General features: G+C 76.4%; 13 protein-coding genes. 9 read left to right on the top strand and 4 right to left on the bottom strand.

The annotated features are described in order from the left end of the window. The first annotated feature begins 28 nt into the window (after positions 1-28). The gene (locus SM793_RS02075; RefSeq protein ID WP_320436245.1) at positions 29-436 is read left to right on the top strand and encodes a cobalamin B12-binding domain-containing protein; all 408 of its coding nucleotides are present in this window, start codon (positions 29-31) and stop codon (positions 434-436) included. Between the two features lie 115 nt (positions 437-551). On the opposite strand, the gene SM793_RS02070 is transcribed toward SM793_RS02075, so the two are convergent. Further along, complete coding sequence (locus SM793_RS02070; RefSeq protein WP_320436231.1) at positions 552-2,132, bottom strand: DUF5691 domain-containing protein; 1,581 nt, start codon at positions 2,130-2,132, stop codon at positions 552-554. A gap of 104 nt (positions 2,133-2,236) precedes the next feature. Continuing rightward, the gene (locus tag SM793_RS02065) at positions 2,237-3,574 is read right to left on the bottom strand and encodes an SWIM zinc finger family protein (RefSeq protein WP_320436230.1); all 1,338 of its coding nucleotides are present in this window, start codon (positions 3,572-3,574) and stop codon (positions 2,237-2,239) included. A 189-nt stretch (positions 3,575-3,763) separates the two neighbouring features. Between SM793_RS02065 and SM793_RS02060 the strand changes: the two genes are divergently transcribed. The 5 genes from SM793_RS02060 to sucD all read left to right on the top strand — a co-directional run bounded on the left by SM793_RS02060 (position 3,764) and on the right by sucD (position 11,094). Continuing rightward, on the top strand, positions 3,764-4,870 hold the full coding sequence (locus SM793_RS02060; RefSeq protein ID WP_320436229.1) for an AAA family ATPase: 1,107 nt from the start codon (positions 3,764-3,766) through the stop codon (positions 4,868-4,870). A 52-nt stretch (positions 4,871-4,922) separates the two neighbouring features. Next, positions 4,923-7,304: a DUF5682 family protein gene (locus tag SM793_RS02055; RefSeq protein WP_320436228.1), complete on the top strand. Its 2,382-nt coding sequence runs from the start codon at positions 4,923-4,925 to the stop codon at positions 7,302-7,304. 67 nt (positions 7,305-7,371) lie between these two features. Continuing rightward, positions 7,372-8,562, top strand: a complete 1,191-nt coding sequence (locus SM793_RS02050) for a VWA domain-containing protein (protein WP_320436227.1) — start codon at positions 7,372-7,374, stop codon at positions 8,560-8,562. Positions 8,563-9,017: 455 nt separating this feature from the next. After that, entirely contained in the window at positions 9,018-10,190 is a 1,173-nt protein-coding gene (gene sucC, locus SM793_RS02045) for an ADP-forming succinate--CoA ligase subunit beta (RefSeq protein WP_320436226.1), read from the top strand. A gap of 19 nt (positions 10,191-10,209) precedes the next feature. Then, positions 10,210-11,094, top strand: a complete 885-nt coding sequence (gene sucD / locus SM793_RS02040) for a succinate--CoA ligase subunit alpha (RefSeq protein WP_030393363.1) — start codon at positions 10,210-10,212, stop codon at positions 11,092-11,094. 94 nt (positions 11,095-11,188) lie between these two features. On the opposite strand, the gene SM793_RS02035 is transcribed toward sucD, so the two are convergent. Continuing rightward, positions 11,189-12,910 (bottom strand): sigma factor-like helix-turn-helix DNA-binding protein, encoded by a 1,722-nt coding sequence (locus SM793_RS02035; RefSeq protein ID WP_320436225.1) that lies wholly within the window; start codon positions 12,908-12,910, stop codon positions 11,189-11,191. 135 nt (positions 12,911-13,045) lie between these two features. Here SM793_RS02035 and SM793_RS02030 point away from each other — a divergent pair, with 135 nt between their 5' ends. Continuing rightward, positions 13,046-14,596 (top strand): DUF6350 family protein, encoded by a 1,551-nt coding sequence (locus SM793_RS02030; protein WP_320436224.1) that lies wholly within the window; start codon positions 13,046-13,048, stop codon positions 14,594-14,596. 6 nt (positions 14,597-14,602) lie between these two features. Here SM793_RS02030 and SM793_RS02025 read toward each other — a convergent pair whose 3' ends face one another. Next, positions 14,603-15,295, bottom strand: coding sequence for a hypothetical protein (locus SM793_RS02025; protein WP_320436223.1), 693 nt, complete (start codon positions 15,293-15,295; stop codon positions 14,603-14,605). Between the two features lie 365 nt (positions 15,296-15,660). On the opposite strand from SM793_RS02025, the gene purN reads away from it, so the two are divergent. Together purN and purH are read left to right on the top strand one after the other, a co-directional pair. Further along, positions 15,661-16,320 (top strand): phosphoribosylglycinamide formyltransferase, encoded by a 660-nt coding sequence (gene purN, locus SM793_RS02020; RefSeq protein WP_320436222.1) that lies wholly within the window; start codon positions 15,661-15,663, stop codon positions 16,318-16,320. Next, positions 16,317-17,897: a bifunctional phosphoribosylaminoimidazolecarboxamide formyltransferase/IMP cyclohydrolase gene (gene purH, locus SM793_RS02015; RefSeq protein WP_320436221.1), complete on the top strand. Its 1,581-nt coding sequence runs from the start codon at positions 16,317-16,319 to the stop codon at positions 17,895-17,897. Before purN ends, purH begins: the two co-directional genes overlap by 4 nt. Positions 17,898-17,909: the final 12 nt, after the last annotated feature.

Here is a 17,909-nt window from a genome sequence, read left to right as displayed (position 1 = left end):
GATGGACGACGAGGTCCAGGAGGCAGTGATGGGTGTGTCAGGACCGATCCGCGTAGTGGTCGCCAAGCCGGGACTGGACGGGCACGACCGAGGCGCCAAGGTCATCGCGCGCGCCCTGCGCGACGCCGGCATGGAGGTCATCTACACCGGCCTGCACCAGACGCCGGAGCAGGTGGTCGACACCGCGATCCAGGAGGACGCGGACGGCATCGGCCTGTCGATCCTGTCCGGCGCGCACATGACCCTGTGCACGCGGGTGCTGGAGCTGCTGAAGGAGCGGGACGCGGCGGACATCAAGGTGTTCTGCGGCGGGATCATCCCGCCCGAGGACATCGTCGAGCTGAAGGCGATGGGTGTCGCCGACATCTTCACCCCGGGCACCCCGACCACCGAGGTGGTCGCCTGGGTCACGGCCAACCTGCGCGCCGCCGGCTGACGGCCGGGCCGGGGCCGGGCGCGTCGTCCGGCCCCGATCCGTTCCGCCGGGCCCGGCCGCCCGGGCCCCGTCGCCCCGCCCTGCTTCGCCTCGCCCCGCTGCGCCTCGGGCCGGGTCAGGCCGCCAGCTCGGCGAGCATCGCCTCGCGGAAGCGCAGTGTCCCGGCCAGCCGGGCGAAGGTCTCGCCCCAGGCGGTGGCGGGCGCGGCCCCGGCGGCCAGTTCCTCGACCGCCCCGGCGGCCTCCGGCGACAGCGCCCGCTCGGTCATGCCGAGCACCCCGCTGTGGCTCCACGGGTAGGCCCCGGAACCGGCGGCCCGGGCCAGGGCCCCGACCACGGCGGTGGACAGCGGCGGCGTCCACGGGGTGGCGCAGGCCCCGAGCAGTTGGAAGGCGTCCCCCAGCCCGTGCGCCTCGACGAAGGCGGCCGTCCAGACGGCTCGTTCGGCGGGCGGGAGCACCGCGAGCAGCTTGGCCGGGGCACCGGTGGTGCGGGCCGTCCGCCCGGGACCGGGGACGGGCGGCGGGCCGAGCAGGGCGCGCGCCCAGTCGGGGTCCTGCTGGCGGACGGCCGCCCGGGCCCAGCCCTCGCGCAGGTCGTCGGCCCAGGTGCTGCTGGTCTCGTCGATGGCGTCGCCGACCCGCAGGCCGAGCAGCCGCTCGGGCGTCAGACCGGTGTGCGCCGACCAGAGGGCCAGCGGCGCGGCGGCGATGACCTCGCCGAACCACCAGGCCCGTTCGCCGCGTCCGGTCGGCGACCTGGGCGGTATGCCGTCGCGCTGCATCGCCGGGTCGCAGGCGGTGGGCGGGGTGACCAGCAGATGGGTGCCGTGCTCGGAGAGGCGGACGGCGGCGCGGGCGCGCTCGCCCATCCGGGCGGCCAGGGCGGAGCCGGGCAGGGTGGAGAGCAGTTCGGCGGCGGTGGCCCGGACGTTCTTGCTGCGGTCGCCGAGCGCCGCCTCCAGGAACGGCTCGTCGGCGGGCGAGAGGCCCTCCTGGAGGGCGTCCAGGAACAGCAGCCGGTCCTCGGCCCGCTCGGTGGGCCAGGTGCCGCGCAGCAGCGCGAGGCCGGCCGCCGGGTCGCGGCGGCGGAGCAGGGTGAGGTGGGTGACCCGCTCGGCGAACAGGCCCTCGTGCCAGAGCTGGTCGCCCTCGGCGGGGGCGGTGTCCGCCGTCGGTGGCGGTGCCTGGGCGGCGCGCCGCACGAACCGCCAGTCCGGGTTGCGCTCGGCGAGCCAGCGGCCGAGCGGGCCGGCCAGCGCGACCGCGTCCGGGCGCAGCTCGCTGCGGGCGCGGGCGGCGTCCAGCAGGGCGGGGACGCTCGCCGCGGGCGCGCGGTAGCCCCGGTCGCGGGCGGTGGCGAGCCACTGCGGGAGCAGCTCGCCGAGGTTGGCGAGGACGCCCCCGCCGGTGCCGCGGGTGGAGAGCAGCAGCGAGAGCCGACGGGCGGCCGCGGCGGGCAGCTCCGTCCGGTGGTCCTCGGCGGCCGGCGCCGCGGGCGGGCCGTCCGCCGGGGCGGGCAGCGCGCCGGCCCGGCGGCGGACCGTCTCCAGGGCGGCGAGTTCGAGCAGTGCGGTGGCCGGGTCGGCGCGGTCGACGGCGCCGTCGTACGGGGCGGCCGGGCCGGGCGCGGGGAGCGGCCGGCGGTCGGTGCCCAGCAGGGCGGCGGTCTGCAGGGACTCCCAGGGGTCGGGCACGGGGGCCTCCTCCTCCGGTGGAACGGGTCGGGTCGGGTCGGGTCGGACGTCGGCCGGGACGTCCGGCCGGGGCGGGGCGGGGCGGGGCAAGGCAGATCGGGTGTTCAGGGCGCGGTGAGGCCGATCGGGCGGCCGTCCGCGCCCCAGGCGGTGACCGGCGCGAAGCCCTGGTGGCCGTACTCGCCGAACACGGTGAGCGGCCGGCCGGTGGAGACGGCGGCGAGCCGCCAGAGCGCGGCCTCGGTGACGGCCGCGCGGTGCACCGGGGCGGTGTGCCGGCCGTCGGTGAGCTGCCAGCCCTCGGGGGAGAGCACCGGTACGACCCCGGTGAGCACGGTCGGCCAGGCGTCCAGCCACGGGTCGTCGGCCACCGCGGTGCCGTAGCCGGCCACCGCCTCGGCGACGGTCAGGCCGGGCGGCGGGCCGTCGGGCGCGGTCCCTGGGGCGCCGTAGCGGGTGCCGAGGGCGGCCCGCAGCGGACGGGCGCCGGGGTGGAAGGCCAGTTCGGCCTCGACCACCTGGCCGGTGGGCAGGGCGAGTTCGGGGGCCTGCCCGGGGCGGCCGAAGGCGATCAGCAGGGCCTGGCGGCCGGTCTTGGCGCCGCGCAGCCAGAGCCGACGGGTGGTCAGCCGCTCGTCGGCGCCGCCCTCCATCGGCGAGGTGCGGCTGCCGAGCACCTGCCAGCGGTCCCGGACCGTCGGGCCGGCCAGCAGCTCGGCGGTCTCGGTGGTGTAGCCGACCCGGGCGCGCACGGTCGCGGCGAGCGGCGCGGGCAGCTCGTCGAGGCGGGTGGCGGCGGTGGCGAGCAGATGGAGCATCGCGTACTCCTCCAGCAGCCGGTGCTGCGGCAGCGCGTCCAGCTCGCGGACCCTGGTGGCCAGGCCGGGGGCCTGCGCGTCGACCATGCGGGCCGCGACCTCCTCCCAGGGGCCGGTGGTGGAGCGGTCGGCGAGGCCGTGCCGGACCCGGTCGGCGAGCCGCAGCCGCAGCTCGGCGGCGCCGGCCGCGACCCGGGCGGAGCGCTTCCGGGCACGCCGCAGGGCGGCGGCCGGGTCGGCCGGGGCCGCCGACCGCTCGGCCTGCTGCTCGGCCCGCTGTCCGGACCGCTCCTGGCGCTCATTCAGCCAGTCGGCGGCCCAGTCGGCGGGCTCGGCGCCGTCCGGCACGGCGTCGGGGGAGCCGCTCCAGAGCAGCAGCAGTCCGAGCGCGTGCTTGCACGGGAACTTCCGGCTCGGGCAGCTGCAGCGGTAGGCGGGCGCGGCGAGTTCGACGACCGTGCGGTACGGCGTGCCGCCGCTGCCCCGGCACTCGCCCCAGACCGCGTCGCCGTCGGTGCCGGCGGCCGACCAGGGCGCGGACGTGGAGAGCTTGCCCGCGGCCTTCCGCGAGGCGGCGTCGGGCGCCAGGGACAGGACGTGTTGGGTGCTCCAGCGTTCCTCCATGCCGACGACGTTAGGCGCCGGGACTGACAGTCGACCGGCTGCCGAGCGGCCCGAACTGAGGTCCGGTCAGGATTGTCAGTGGTCCGGTGCAGGCTGGTTGTCGCAGGCCGGGACGCCGATCCGGCTCCCCCCGACCACCCCGCCGCCCGGGCATCCGTGTGCCCGGAGGGCCGACCCGAAGGGGCCCCGATGACCGACCTCGTGACCGATGTCCTGCGGCAGCACGCGGAGGACGCGTTCGCCGCCGAGCTGGCCGTGCTCGCGGCCCGGGACGACCGTCCGCGCCCGGAGCGCTGGCGGCTCTCGCCGTGGGCCGTCGCCACCTATCTGCTGGGCGGCGAACTGGACGACGGCACCGTGATCACGCCCAAGTACATCGGCCCGCGCCGGGTGGTGGAGGTCGCCGTCACCACGCTCGCCACCGACCGGGCGCTGCTGCTGCTCGGGGTGCCGGGCACCGCCAAGACCTGGGTGTCCGAGCACCTGGCGGCGGCGATCAGCGGCGACTCCACGCTGCTGGTGCAGGGCACCGCGGGCACCCCGGAGGAGGCGGTCCGCTACGGCTGGAACTACGCCCGGCTGCTCACCGACGGGCCCAGCCGGGAGGCGCTCGTCCCCTCGCCGCTGATGCGGGCGATGGCGGACGGCCGGATCGCCCGGGTCGAGGAACTCACCCGCATCCCGGCGGACGTCCAGGACAGTCTGATCACCATCCTGTCCGAGAAGACCCTGCCGATCCCGGAGCTGGGCACCGAGACCCAGGCCGTGCGCGGCTTCAACGTCATCGCCACCGCCAACGACCGCGACCGGGGGGTGAACGAGCTGTCCAGCGCGCTGCGCCGGCGCTTCAACACCGTGGTGCTGCCGCTGCCGGCCTCGCTGGAGGAGGAGGTCGAGATCGTCACCCGCCGGGTCGAGCAGCTCGGCCGCTCGCTCCAGCTGCCCGAACTGCCCGGCGGCGCCCAGGAGATCAGGCGGGTGGTGACCGTCTTCCGGGAGCTGCGGGCCGGTCTCACCACCGACGGCCGGACGAAGGTGAAGACCCCGAGCGGCACCCTGTCCACCGCCGAGGCCATCTCGGTGGTCACCAACGGCATGGCGCTCGCCGCGCACTTCGGCGACGGGGTGCTGCGGGCCGGCGACGTCGCGGCCGGGGTGATCGGCGCCGTGGTCCGCGACCCGGCCGCCGACCAGCAGATCTGGCGGGAGTACGTCGAGGGCGTGGTCCGCGAGCGGGACGGCTGGCAGGACTTCTACCGCGCCGCCCGTGAGAACGCCCGTGAGAACGCCCGCTGAGCCGCACGACCGCAGGACCGCAGGACTCGCCGACGACGGGAAGGAGGGCGCGATGAGCGTAGAGGTGACGCTGCTGGGCGTACGGCACCACGGACCGGGCTCGGCCCGCGCGGTGGCGGCCGCGCTGGAGCGGCTGCGGCCGGACGCGGTCCTGGTGGAGGGACCGCCGGAGGCCGAGCCGATCCTCGGGCTGGCCGCCGCGAAGGACATGGTGCCGCCGGTCGCGCTGCTGGCCCACGCGGCCGACGATCCGGCCCGGGCCGCGTTCTGGCCCTACGCCGAGTTCTCGCCGGAGTGGGTGGCGATCCGTCACGCGGTCGACCACGGGGTCCCGCTCCAGTTCATCGACCTGCCGGCCGGACACTACTTCGCGGAGGGCGGGGACGGCGGCGTCGAGGAGGAGGACGCCGGCCTGCCGCGCGACCCGATCGCCCGGCTCGCCGAGGCGGCCGGCCACGACGACCCCGAGCGCTGGTGGGAGGACGTCGTCGAGCACCGCCGCCCCGCCGACGGCGAGGACGCGCTCGCGCCGTTCGCGGCCGTCGCCGAGGCGATGGCGGTGCTGCGCGAGGACGGTCGGGCGAGCCTGCGCGACCGGCAGCGCGAGGCCTGCATGCGCGGCCGGATCCGCGCCGCCCGCCGGGCCGGTCATCGCCGGATCGCGGTGGTCTGCGGGGCCTTCCACGTCCCCGCGCTGGCCGAGACACCGACCGTCGCCCAGGACCGGGCGCTGCTCGCCGGGCTGCCGAAGAAGGTGCGGACCGAGATCACCTGGGTGCCCTGGACGCACCGCCGGCTCTCCCAGCTGTCCGGCTACGGCGCCGGGATCGTCTCCCCGGGCTGGTACCACCACCTGCACCGGACGGACGGCGACCCGCTGCCGGGCTGGCTCACCCGGGCCGCCGGCCTGCTCCGCGCCGAGGACCACCCGGTCTCCTCCGCGCACGTGATCGAGGCGGTCCGGCTGGCCCGCGCCCTGGCCGGGCTGCGCGGCCGCCCGCTGGCCGGGCTCACCGAGACGCTGGACGCCGTCCGCGCGGTGATGTGCGAGGGCTCGGACGTCGCCCTGGCGCTGGTCCGGGACCGGCTGGTGGTCGGCGACGCGCTCGGCTCGGTGCCCGAGGACGCGCCCGCCGTCCCGCTCCAGCGGGACCTCGCCCGACTCCAGCGCACCCTGCGGCTCAAGCCCGCGCCCGAACCGCGCGACCTCGACCTCGACCTGCGCAGGGAGACCGACGCGGCCCGTTCCCGGCTGCTGCACCGGCTGCGGCTGCTGGGCGTCGACTGGGGGGTGCCGGTCCGCTCCCAGGTCGCCTCCACCGGCACCTTCCGGGAGAGCTGGCGGCTCTGCTGGCAGCCCGAGTTCGCCGTTCGGATCGCCGAGGCCGCCCAGTGGGGCACCACGGTCGAACGGGCCGCCGTCGGCAAGGCCGTCGGCACCGCCCGCGCGGCGGCCGAACTCGCCGAACTCACCGGGCTGGTGGAGACCTGCCTGGTGGCCGACCTGGCCGAGGCCCTGCCCGCCGTGATGCGGGTGCTCGCCGACCTCGCCGCACTGGACACCGATGTCGCCCACCTGGCCCGCGCCCTGCCCGCGCTGGTCCGCGCGCTGCGCTACGGCGACGTGCGGGGCACCGACCACGGCTCCCTCGGCGAGGTCGCCGGCGGGCTCGCCGACCGGATCCGGGTCGGCCTGCCGCCCGCCTGCACCGGCCTGGACGCCGCCGGAGCCGCCGTGATGCGCGCCCACCTCGACGAGGTGCACGGTGCGATCGGCCTGCTGGGAGGGGGCGACGGCCTCGCCGACCGCTGGGCCGGCACGCTGGGGTCGCTCGCCCGGCGCGAGCCCACCGGCGGACCGGCCACCGGCGTGCCCGGGCTGCTGCGCGGGCGGGCCGTCCGGCTGCTGCTGGACGACGGCCGGCTGGACCCGGCGGAGGCCGGGCGGCGGCTCGGCCTGGTGCTCTCCACCGCCAGCAGCCCGGCGGACGCGGCCGGCTGGGTCGAGGGCTTCCTCAGCGGCGGCGGCACGCTGCTGCTGCACGACCCCCGGCTGCTGGGCCTGCTCGACGCCTGGCTGACCGGCGTCCCGGCGGCGGTCTTCACCGACCTGCTGCCGCTGCTGCGCCGCACCTTCGCCACCCTGGAGGCCGGGGTCAGGCACACCGTCGGCAGCCGGGTGGCGGCCGGCCCGCTCGACTCCGGCGACGCCGAACCCTCGGGGGAGGCCGCCGAGGTGGACCTCGCCCGGGCCGGCGCCGCGCTGCCGGTGGTCGCCCTGCTGCTCGGCCTGCCGGCCGACGCCGCGCCCGGGGCCGGGTCCGTGCCCGTGCCCGTGCCCGTGCCCGAGGCCGGGTCCGGGGCCGCCCCCGCGTCCGCCCCCGCGTCCGGCCGCCCGAGGATCCCCCGGCAGGCCCAGGGCCGCGACACCTGACGGCCACCGGCCGACGGCCGCCCCCTCCCGTCCCCGCAGACCCGCACCGCACCCAGAGGAGTCCCCGATGGCCGCCGGCACCCCCCTGCCCGCCACCACCCCCGCCGACGAGCGGCTGCGCCGCTGGCGGCTGGTGCTCGGCGGCGAGGCCGACGGCACCGGCCGCGCCCTGCACGGCCGGGACGCCGCGATGGACGGCGCGCTCGCCGCGCTCTACCGGGGCGCCCCCGAGGAGGGCCGGGCCGGGCAGCCGCGCTCCGGGCGCCGCTCCGCGGGCCTGGGCGGCTCGGCCCCGCAGGTGGCCCGCTGGCTGGGCGACATCCGCGAGTACTTCCCCGCCACCGTCGTCCAGCTGATGCAGCAGGACGCGATCACCCGGCTCGGGCTGGAGCAGCTGCTGCTGGAACCGGAGATGCTGGAGGCCGTCGAGCCGGACGTCCACCTGGTCGCCACCCTGCTCTCGCTCAAGCACGCGCTGCCCGAGACCACCCGGGAGACCGCCCGCGCGGTCGTCGGCACGGTGGTCGCCGAGCTGGAGCGCCGGCTGGCCGACCGGACCAGGGCCACCCTCGGCGGCGCGCTGGACCGCAGCGCCCGGGTCGGCCGCCCGCGCCACCGCGACATCGACTGGGACCGCACCGTCCGGGCCAATCTGGGGAACTACCTGCCCGAGCACGGCACCGTCGTCCCCGAGCGGCTGGTCGGCTACGCCCGGGCCCGGCGCGCGGTGAAGAAGGACGTCGTCCTCTGTATCGACCAGTCCGGCTCGATGGCCGCGTCCGTCGTGCACGCGGCGGTGTTCGGCGCCGTGCTCGCCTCGATGAAGAGCCTGGACACCCGGCTGGTGGTCTTCGACACCTCGGTGGTCGACCTGACCGAGCAGCTCGCCGACCCGGTCGACGTGCTCTTCGCGACCCAGCTCGGCGGCGGCACCGACATCAACCGGGCGCTCGCCTACTGCCAGTCCCGGATCACCCGGCCGGCCGAGACGGTCGTCGTCCTGATCAGCGACCTCTACGAGGGCGGCATCCGGGACGGGATGCTCAAGCGGGTGGCCGCGATGAAGGCGGCGGGCGTCCAGTTCATCGCCCTGCTGGCGCTCTCCGACGAGGGCGCGCCGGCCTACGACCACGCGCACGCCGCCGCGCTGGCCGCCCTCGGGGCCCCGGCCTTCGCCTGCACCCCCGACGCCTTCCCGGAGATCATGGCGGCGGCGATCGGGAAGCGCCCGATCCCGGTCCCGGACCAGGGGCTGTGAGAAGGCGGCCGGCCCGAGGGAGGTGGCAACCGGTGGTGGTGACAAGTGGTGCGAGGAGGCGGCCCGCCCGATGGGCGGTGAGCGGTGCGGAAGGCCGTCCCCCGGCGGCTGTGCACTGAGCTGCCGGCCCGGCGCGCGCCGGTCTCACTCGTACGGGGGAACATGGGGCGTGGACGAGCAGACCCGCCGGTCCGAGTGCCCGGCGCACGCCTGCCGGGCTTTCTGTGACGGTTCTCACCATGGACGGGCAGGCCCCGGGCGAAGCAGGCCCGTCCAGCGGGGATAACCTGCCAGACGGACGTGACGCGCGTGTGAATTGACGTGTGCGCCCGTGGCTGTGTGGGCCGCAAGGCCGTACCTCTGCGTACCCGCACCGCCTCGACGACCCGCAGCGAAGATCCTGCCGTGGCACGCTCGTAGAGACACAATCCGCGACCACGAACAAGGACAAACACGTGGACCTGTTCGAGTACCAGGCGAGGGACCTCTTCGCCAAGCACGGGGTGCCCGTGCTTGACGGCGATGTCATCGAGACCCCCGAAGCGGCTCGCGCCATCGCCGAGCGCTTCGGCGGCCGCGCCGTCGTCAAGGCTCAGGTGAAGGTGGGAGGCCGAGGCAAGGCCGGCGGTGTGAAGCTCGCCGCCGACCCGGCGGACGCCGTCGCCAAGGCCGAGCAGATCCTCGGCATGGACATCAAGGGCCACACCGTGCACAAGGTGATGCTGGCCGAGACCGCGGACATCAAGGACGAGTACTACGTCTCGTTCCTGCTGGACCGCACCAACCGCACCTTCCTGGCCATGGCCAGCGTCGAGGGCGGCGTGGAGATCGAGGTCGTCGCGGAGGAGAACCCCGACGCGCTCGCCAAGATCCCGGTCGACGCCAACGAGGGCTGCACCCCGGAGAAGGCCGCCGAGATCGTCGCCGCGGCGAAGTTCCCGGCCGAGGTCGCCGACCAGGTCGCCGAGGTCCTGCAGAAGCTGTGGACCGTCTTCATCAAGGAGGACGCCCTCCTCGTCGAGGTCAACCCGCTGATCAAGTCCGGTGAGGGCAAGATCATCGCGCTCGACGGCAAGGTCTCCCTGGACGAGAACGCCGAGTTCCGCCAGCCCGGGCACGAGGCGCTCGAGGACAAGGCCGCGGCCAACCCGCTGGAGGCCGCCGCCAAGGCCAAGGGCCTCAACTACGTCAAGCTCGACGGTGCGGTCGGCATCATCGGCAACGGCGCGGGTCTCGTCATGAGCACCCTCGACGTGGTCGCGTACGCCGGTGAGAAGCACGGCAACGTCAAGCCCGCCAACTTCCTCGACATCGGTGGCGGCGCCTCCGCCGAGGTCATGGCGAACGGCCTGGAGATCATCCTCGGCGACCCCGACGTCAAGTCGGTCTTCGTCAACGTCTTCGGCGGCATCACCGCGTGCGACGCGGTCGCCAACGGCATCGTGCAGGCGCTCGCGCTGCTCGAGGAGAAGGGCGAGGCGGTCACCAAGCCGCTGGTCGTCCGTCTCGACGGCAACAACGCCGAGCTGGGCCGGCAGATCCTGACCGACGCCAACCACCCGCTCGTCGAGCAGGTGGACACCATGGACGGTGCCGCCGACCGCGCCGCCGAGCTGGCCAACAAGTAAGGAAGGGGACTTTCACACCATGGCTATCTTCCTTACCAAGGACAGCAAGGTCATCGTTCAGGGCATGACCGGCTCCGAGGGCATGAAGCACACCCGCCGCATGCTCGCCTCCGGCACCCAGATCGTCGGCGGTGTCAACCCGCGCAAGGCCGGCACCACGGTCGACGTCGACGGCACCGAGGTGCCCGTCTTCGGCACCGTCGCCGAGGCCATCGAGAAGACCGGTGCCGATGTCACCGTCATCTTCGTGCCGCCGAAGTTCACCAAGGACGCCGTCGTCGAGGCCATCGACGCCGAGATCGGCCTGGCCGTCGTCATCACCGAGGGCGTCCCGGTGCACGACACCGCCGCCTTCTGGGCCTACGCCGGCTCCAAGGGCAACAAGACCCGGATCATCGGCCCGAACTGCCCCGGCCTGATCAGCCCCGGACAGTCGAACGCCGGCATCATCCCGGCCGACATCACCAAGGCCGGCAAGATCGGCCTGGTCTCGAAGTCCGGCACCCTGACCTACCAGCTCATGTACGAGCTGCGGGACATCGGCTTCTCCTCGGCCGTGGGCATCGGCGGTGACCCGGTCATCGGCACCACCCACATCGACGCCCTCAAGGCGTTCCAGGAGGACCCGGAGACCGAGCTCATCGTCATGATCGGTGAGATCGGTGGCGACGCCGAGGAGCGTGCCGCGGCGTACATCGCCGAGCACGTCACCAAGCCGGTCGTCGGCTACGTCGCGGGCTTCACCGCCCCGGAGGGCAAGACCATGGGCCACGCCGGCGCCATCGTCTCCGGCTCCTCGGGCACCGCCCAGGCCAAGAAGGAGGCCCTCGAGGCCGCCGGTGTCAAGGTCGGCAAGACGCCGTCCGAGACCGCCCGCCTGGCCCGTGAGCTGTTCAAGGGCTGACGCCCCCCCGCTCGCGCACAGCGCCCCCGCCCGGCCTCGCCGGTGCGGGGGCGCCGTCGTTCCGGAGCGGATCCGGTGCGGCTCCGGTGCCGGGTCAGCGCGGTTGCCGGTGCTCCGCCGGGCAGGGGCGCAGCACCCAGGACGCGCAGCCCGGCGGCTCCGGGGCCACCACGGCCGGCGGCGGCAGCGCCACCCCGGCCCGCCCGCCCGCCGGCGGCCGGTACGGCCCGTCCGTCCGGGGCGGCGGCGGATCCACCACGACCGGCTCCAGCCCCGGCGTCGGCGAGCACCAGAGGCTGTGGATCCCGGACGGCGTCCCCTCGGGGAGCAGCGGCAGCAGGGCCTCCGGCTCGGTCGCCGGCGTCGGCACCGGCGCGCAGAGCACCGGCGGCGGCGCATCCCCCGGCCGGAACAGCTCGCCCGGCCCGCCACCCGCCAGCGTCGCCGCCACCGCGCCGCCGACGGCCACCGTCAGCAGCGCCGCCGCTCCCGTCCGGCCCGCGTGCACCAGCCCCTGCCGGGCCCGCAGCACCGGCACCGGCGGCCGGTGCGGCTCCGGCACCCCGCGCACCGCGGCCCGGTGCAGCAGCCCGCACAGCCGGTCCGCGAACCCGTCCGCCTCCGGGTCCGGTCCCACCAGGTCCGGGACCCACTGCGCCAGCGCCGTCCGCGCCGCCCACACCCGCCCCTCGGCGGCCGCGACCGTGGACTCCACCTCCACCGCCACCGCGGCGGCCGGCAGCCCCAGGCCGTCGTGCAGCACCAGCGCCCGGCGCTGCGGCCGGGAGAGCCGGCGCAGCGCCTTGAGCAGGGCCCGGTCCCGGTCGGTGAGCCGGTCGTGGTCCGGCAGCACCGCCTGGCCCTCGTCCGCCGGCCGCACCCTGATCCGCCGGTGCGGCAACCGCCACACATGCGCCCGCCGGGGCCCGCCCCGGTGCCAGGGGGACAGCGCCAGTTCGAACGCCCGCATCCGGACCCACTGCTCGGGCCCGACCCCGGCGGCCACCTCCGGCCAGTGCCGCCGCGCCTCGCCGAACGCCCGCCCGACGCAGTGCACCGCCCGGTGCTTGCACGCGGTGAGCAGGAACACCTGCTGCACCAGCCGGGTGTGCCCCGCCTCGTACACCTCCTCGAACGCCGCCGGCGGGCGCCCGCCGGCGGTGCCGGCGGCCGCTGCCGGCCCGGACCGGGGGCCCTTGCCCGCCGGCGCCGGCCGGGCGGGTGCGGGCTTCGGGTCCGGGGCGGGCGGCACGGGCGTCACGGGCGTCACGGGTCTGCCGGCCTCGGTGTCCCCGGGCCCGGCCGGCCGGTGGCGGTCGCCTCCCGCGTCACCCGCACTGCCCTGTGCCGGAGCCGGAGCCGGAGCCGCAGTCGGAGCCGGAGCCGCAGCCGACGAGGCGCCCGGCTCCCCGAGCGCCGGCAGCAGTGCGGCGAGAGCGGCGATCTCGGCCTGGGTACGGGTGCCCAGCTTGCGCAGGGCGCGGTGCTGGTAGCTGCGGGCGGTGGTGGGGGTGACGCCCAGTGCGGCGGCGGTCTCGGCGAGGTCCCGGCCGGCCGCGAGGTGGGTGAGGGCCTCGGCCTCACGGGCCGTCAGGCGGCGCAGCAGTGCCGCCGGGTCCGCGTCCGGCATCCCCCCGCCGTTCCGCGCGGCCCCGTCCGCCCCGGCGGTGGTGCCGGTCCGGCCCCGGCCGTCCTCGCGCTTCTCGGGGCGCCCCTTCCCGTCGCGGTTCGGCGAGGCGGACGCGGACGCGGAGGCGGGGGCGGCCGGAGGCGTGGGCCGGTTGCCGGAACGGGCGGTGGTCGGGGGCTTGGTCATCAGACGCTCCGGGCCGGATCGGTCGCGGCGGCGAAAGGGCATGGTCTGAAAATGCGCATAAGCCAATAATCTGGGACACCCCGGCGGTTTGCCTCTTCACGGAGCATGGCGAGTCGCCTTGGCACGATGAGGCCCATGACGCAGCTGACGGGTCGTCCGATTCTGGAAGCGCCGGGCGAACTGGCCAGGCCCGTCCTCTCCGCCCTGCTCGCCGGGGTCCGGACGGCCCTGCTCGGGCTGTCGGTGGTCACCGTTCCGGTGCTCGGTCTCTGGGTGGTGACCCCGTTCGCGGACGACGGCGCGGCCGGGGCGCTGCGGCTGGCGTCCGCGTTGTGGCTGCTGGGGCACGGTGCGCCGGTACTGCGCGGTCCGGCCGGGGTGCCGCTCTCGGTCGCACCGCTGGGGCTCGGGCTGCTGGCGGTGGGCCAGTTGTACCGGACGGCCGGGCGGGTGGCGGCGCGCGGCGCGGGGCGGCCGGGGGGCCGCGGAGCGGTCCCGGCGGTCTGGGCGGGCTACTGCGCGGTGGCGTGCGCGGTGGTGGCGCAGTGCGCGGGGGCGGGGGAGTTCCGGGCCCGGGTGGTGGCCGACCTCGCCGTGGTCGCGCTGGTGGCCGCGGCGGCGGTGGCGGCCGGTGCGCGTCGGCCGGGGGCGGCCCCGGTCGGGGTGGAGGCCCTGGAACGGGCCCTGGCCGGGTTGCCGGCGGGGGTTCGGCCGATCGGCGGCGCGCCGGTGGTCCGGGTGGCCGCACTGGCGGCCGGGGCGGGGCTGCTGGCGGCCGGCGGGCTGGCGGTCGCGGTGGCGGCGGTGCTGACCGCGGTGGACGGGGGCGCCGGGTCGGCGGTGTTCGAGGGTGGACCGGCGGCGGTGGCGGGGGCCTTGCTGCTGACCCTGGTGCTGCTGCCGAACACGGTGCTGTGGGGCACGGCGTACGCGCTCGGGCCGGGGTTCACGGTGGGCGCGGGGACGGTGGTGTCGCCGGTGCGGACGGCGCTGGGCCCGGTGCCGGAGTTCCCGCTGTTCGCGCTGCTCCCGGAGCCGGGGGCGGGCGGCTGGCGGCTGGCGGTGTGCGTGCTGCCCGCGCTGGCGGGCGTGGTGCCGGGGCTGCTGCTGGGCCGGGCGGCCCCGGCGGGCGGCGGGCGGGCGGCCGGACCGGCACGGCTTGAGGCCCCGTGGTCGGCACCGGCGACGGCGGTGGCGGCGCTGGCGTCCGGGCTGCTGGTCGGCGGTGCGGCGGCGGGGCTGGGGTGGCTCGCCGGCGGGGCGCTGGGGGCGGGCCGGATGGCGGGGCTGGGCCCGGTGCCGTGGTGGACGGGGCCCGCGGCGGCGGGCTGGGTCGCGGTGGTGTCCGCCCCGGTCGCGGTGCTGGCGCGCTCCCGGGCGCTGCGGGCGGCGGCGGGCGGCCGGGGGAGGCCGTGGCGGTCCGGCGTCCCCCTCGTCCCGGGGGCGCTCGCCGGGACCGCCCGCCGGGGCGCACTCCTGCTGCGCGCTCGCGCGTACAGCGTGGTCACCCGCCTGGCGGGAGCCCCCGGCGCCTCGACGGCTGCCGATGTCCCGACGGCTTCCGGTGCCTCGACGGCTTCCGATGGGCTCAGGGCTCCCGGCGCCTCCGTGGCTGCCGATGCCGATGCCGCTGCGGCTGCCGAGGCCGCCAGGGCTCCCGGTGCCCCCGGCGCCCCGGCGCGGTGATCCGGCTCAGTCGCTCTTCTTGGTGATGTCCACGTACCACTGCGGGGCGAGCCGGTCGCAGCCGTCGGCGCCGCTGGAGGTCAGCGAGTCCTGCACGCAGGTCACGTAGTCGTCGTAGTACAGCGCGAGGCCGAGCACGGAGGAGACGAAGACCACCGTCATCGCGCCGGTGAGGATGCCCGCCAGCGCGGCCGGGGTGAGCGGGTTCTGCGTGCCGATGCCAGTGCCACCGCCGATGCCAGTGCCACCGCCGGTGCCGCCACCGCCACCGCCGCCGGGCGCCGGGGTGCCGCCCTCGGTGGCGGAGGGCCGGGGAGCACGCATCGCGGAGACGCCCCAGACGATGGCGAGCGCGCCGACGAACAGGGCGACGTAGTGCAGCGCGGCGAACGCGCAGACCAGCGCGGCCATGCCGGCCAGCGCGGCGTTGCGGGCCTTGCGCTGTGCGGGGTCGTTCGGGTCGAGCCGGGGCGGCTGCGGCGCGGGCGGCCGGGGGTTCCAGCCGCCGCCCTGGTAGCCGGGGCTCCACGGGTGGGGCGGCGGGACGAGCGGGCGGTCGTCCTGGTCGCCCTCCTGGCCATCAGGCCGGTCGGGGTCGCCGGTGGGGTGGGGAGCGCGCGGGCGCCACGGCTGCTCGGGGGCATCCGCCGGCGGCGGCGCGAAGGGGTTGCGCTCGCCGGTGTCGTCACCGCTGCTCATGGTTCGGCCATTCCTTCTCGGTCGGTGGGGCGGGTGCCCGCGCCACCCTATGTTCCCGCAGGCCCCTGTGGGGGGTCCGGGCACGTCTTGCGGCCCGGGAGTCGGCGGTCCGCCGGGGCCCGGGCCCGGCTCCGGACGGCCGGCGAGATCCCGGTCTCAGCTACGCGCGTAGCCCCGGACGGTGTTTCGGAGGCCGTCCGACCAGCCGTTATGGTGGTGACGGTCAGCAGCTCCCACGGGTTCCCCGGGGCCCGCGTCGCGGCGGGTTCTCCTGGAGTTCCTCCTCGCTCGACCTGCCGTTCGTAGTGGCCCCACCGCCGGTGGACGTACCAGCGGGCGGCGCCCGACCTACGGAGATTCGCGCAGTGGCCGCCGCCCCCGCTCAGCTCTTCCCGCCCCGCACGCCCGGACCGGCCCGTCTGGTGGTGCTGGTCTCCGGCTCCGGCACCAACCTGCAGGCGCTGATCGAGGCCGCGACCGACCCCGCGTACGGGGCGCAGATCGTCGCGGTGGGCGCGGACCGGGACGGCATCGCCGGACTGGAGCGGGCCGAGCGGGCCGGTCTGCCGGTCTTCGTGCACCGGGTGAAGGACCACGGGGACCGGGCGGACTGGGACCGCGCACTGACCGCCTCCGTCGCCGGGTACGAGCCCGACCTGGTCGTCACGGCCGGGTTCATGAAGATCCTCGGCCCCCGTTTCATCGACGCCTTCGCCGGACGGATCGTCAACACCCACCCCGCGCTGCTGCCCTCCTTCCCGGGCGCCCACGGCGTCACCGACGCGCTGGCGTACGGGGTGAGGGTCACCGGTTGCACCGTCCACCTGGTCGACGCCGGCGTCGACACCGGGCCGATCATCGCGCAGGGCGTCGTGGAGGTCCACGACGCCGACCACGCCGATGGCGGCGAGGCGCTGCACGAACGCATCAAGACTGTCGAGCGCAAGCTGCTCGTCGACGTCGTGGGCCGGCTGGCCCGCGAGGGTCACCGCATCGAGGACCGAAAGGTATGGATTCCGGCATGAGCGCCGCTCCCACCACGCCCCCTGTCTCCGAGAACGTCCGGCCGATCCGCCGCGCGCTGATCAGCGTGTACGACAAGACCGGTCTGGAGGAGCTGGCCCAGGGCCTGCACGCCGCCGGGGTCGCCATCGTCTCCACCGGCTCGACCGCCGGCCGGATCGCCGCCGCGGGCGTCCCGGTGACCGAGGTCTCCGAGCTGACCGGCTTCCCGGAGTGCCTGGACGGGCGCGTGAAGACCCTGCACCCCCGCGTGCACGCCGGCGTCCTCGCCGACCTGCGGCTGGAGTCGCACCGCGCGCAGCTGGCCGAGCTGGGGGTCGAGCCCTTCGACCTGGTCGTGGTGAACCTCTACCCGTTCAAGGCGACCGTCGCCTCCGGCGCCACCCCGGACGAGTGCGTCGAGCAGATCGACATCGGCGGCCCGAGCATGGTCCGCGCCGCCGCCAAGAACCACCCCTCGGTGGCCGTCGTGGTCGACCCGGCGCGCTACCAGGACGTGCTGACGGCCGTCCAGGGTGGCGGCTTCGACCTGCTGACCCGCAAGCGGCTGGCCGCCCAGGCCTTCGCCCACACCGCCGCCTACGACGTCGCGGTGGCCAACTGGTTCGAGGAGTCCGGCTACACGGAGACCGAGGACGCCTTCCCGGCCTTCCTGGGCTCGGCCTTCGAGCGCCAGAACGTGCTGCGCTACGGCGAGAACCCGCACCAGGGCGCCGCGCTGTACACCGACGGCAGCGGCGGCCTGGCCGGCGCGCGGCAGCTGCACGGCAAGGAGATGTCGTACAACAACTACGTCGACACCGACGCCGCCCGCCGCGCCGCCTACGACCACGCCGAGCCGGCCGTCGCGATCATCAAGCACGCCAACCCGTGCGGCATCGGGACCGGCGCCGACGTCGCCGAGGCGCACCGCAAGGCGCACGAGTGCGACCCGGCGTCCGCGTACGGCGGCGTGATCGCGGTCAACCGCCCGGTCACGGTGGCGCTGGCCGAGCAGATCGCCCCGATCTTCACCGAGGTCGTGGTGGCCCCCGGCTACGAGGACGGCGCCGTCGAGGTGCTGGCCCGCAAGAAGAACCTGCGGGTGCTGCTCGCCCCCGAGGCCCCGGCCAACCGCCAGGAGGTGCGCCCGGTCTCCGGCGGCGTGCTGCTCCAGGACGCCGACCGGATGCACGCCGAGGGCGACGACCCGGCGACCTGGACCCTGGCCTCCGGCGAGGCGCTGTCCCCGGCCGAGCTGGCCGAGCTGGCGTTCGCCTGGCGGGCCTGCCGGGCCGTCAAGTCCAACGCGATCCTGCTGGCCAAGGATGGTGCCTCGGTGGGCGTCGGGATGGGTCAGGTCAACCGCGTCGACTCCTGCAAGCTCGCGGTGGAGCGGGCCGGCGAGCGGGCCAAGGGCTCGTACGCGGCCTCCGACGCCTTCTTCCCGTTCGCGGACGGCCCGGCGATCCTGATCGCGGCCGGCGTTCGGGCGATCGTCCAGCCCGGCGGCTCGATCCGGGACGAAGAGGTGGTCGCGGCCGCCACCGAGGCCGGGGTGACCATGTACTTCACCGGCACCCGCCACTTCTTCCACTGACGCGTCCGCCGG

The organism is Kitasatospora purpeofusca (genome assembly GCF_034043715.1).
Taxonomy (GTDB): Bacteria; Actinomycetota; Actinomycetes; order Streptomycetales; family Streptomycetaceae; genus Kitasatospora; species Kitasatospora purpeofusca_A.
Note: the sequence above shows the minus strand (reverse complement) of the source record. Positions and strands in the feature narration are given on the sequence as shown.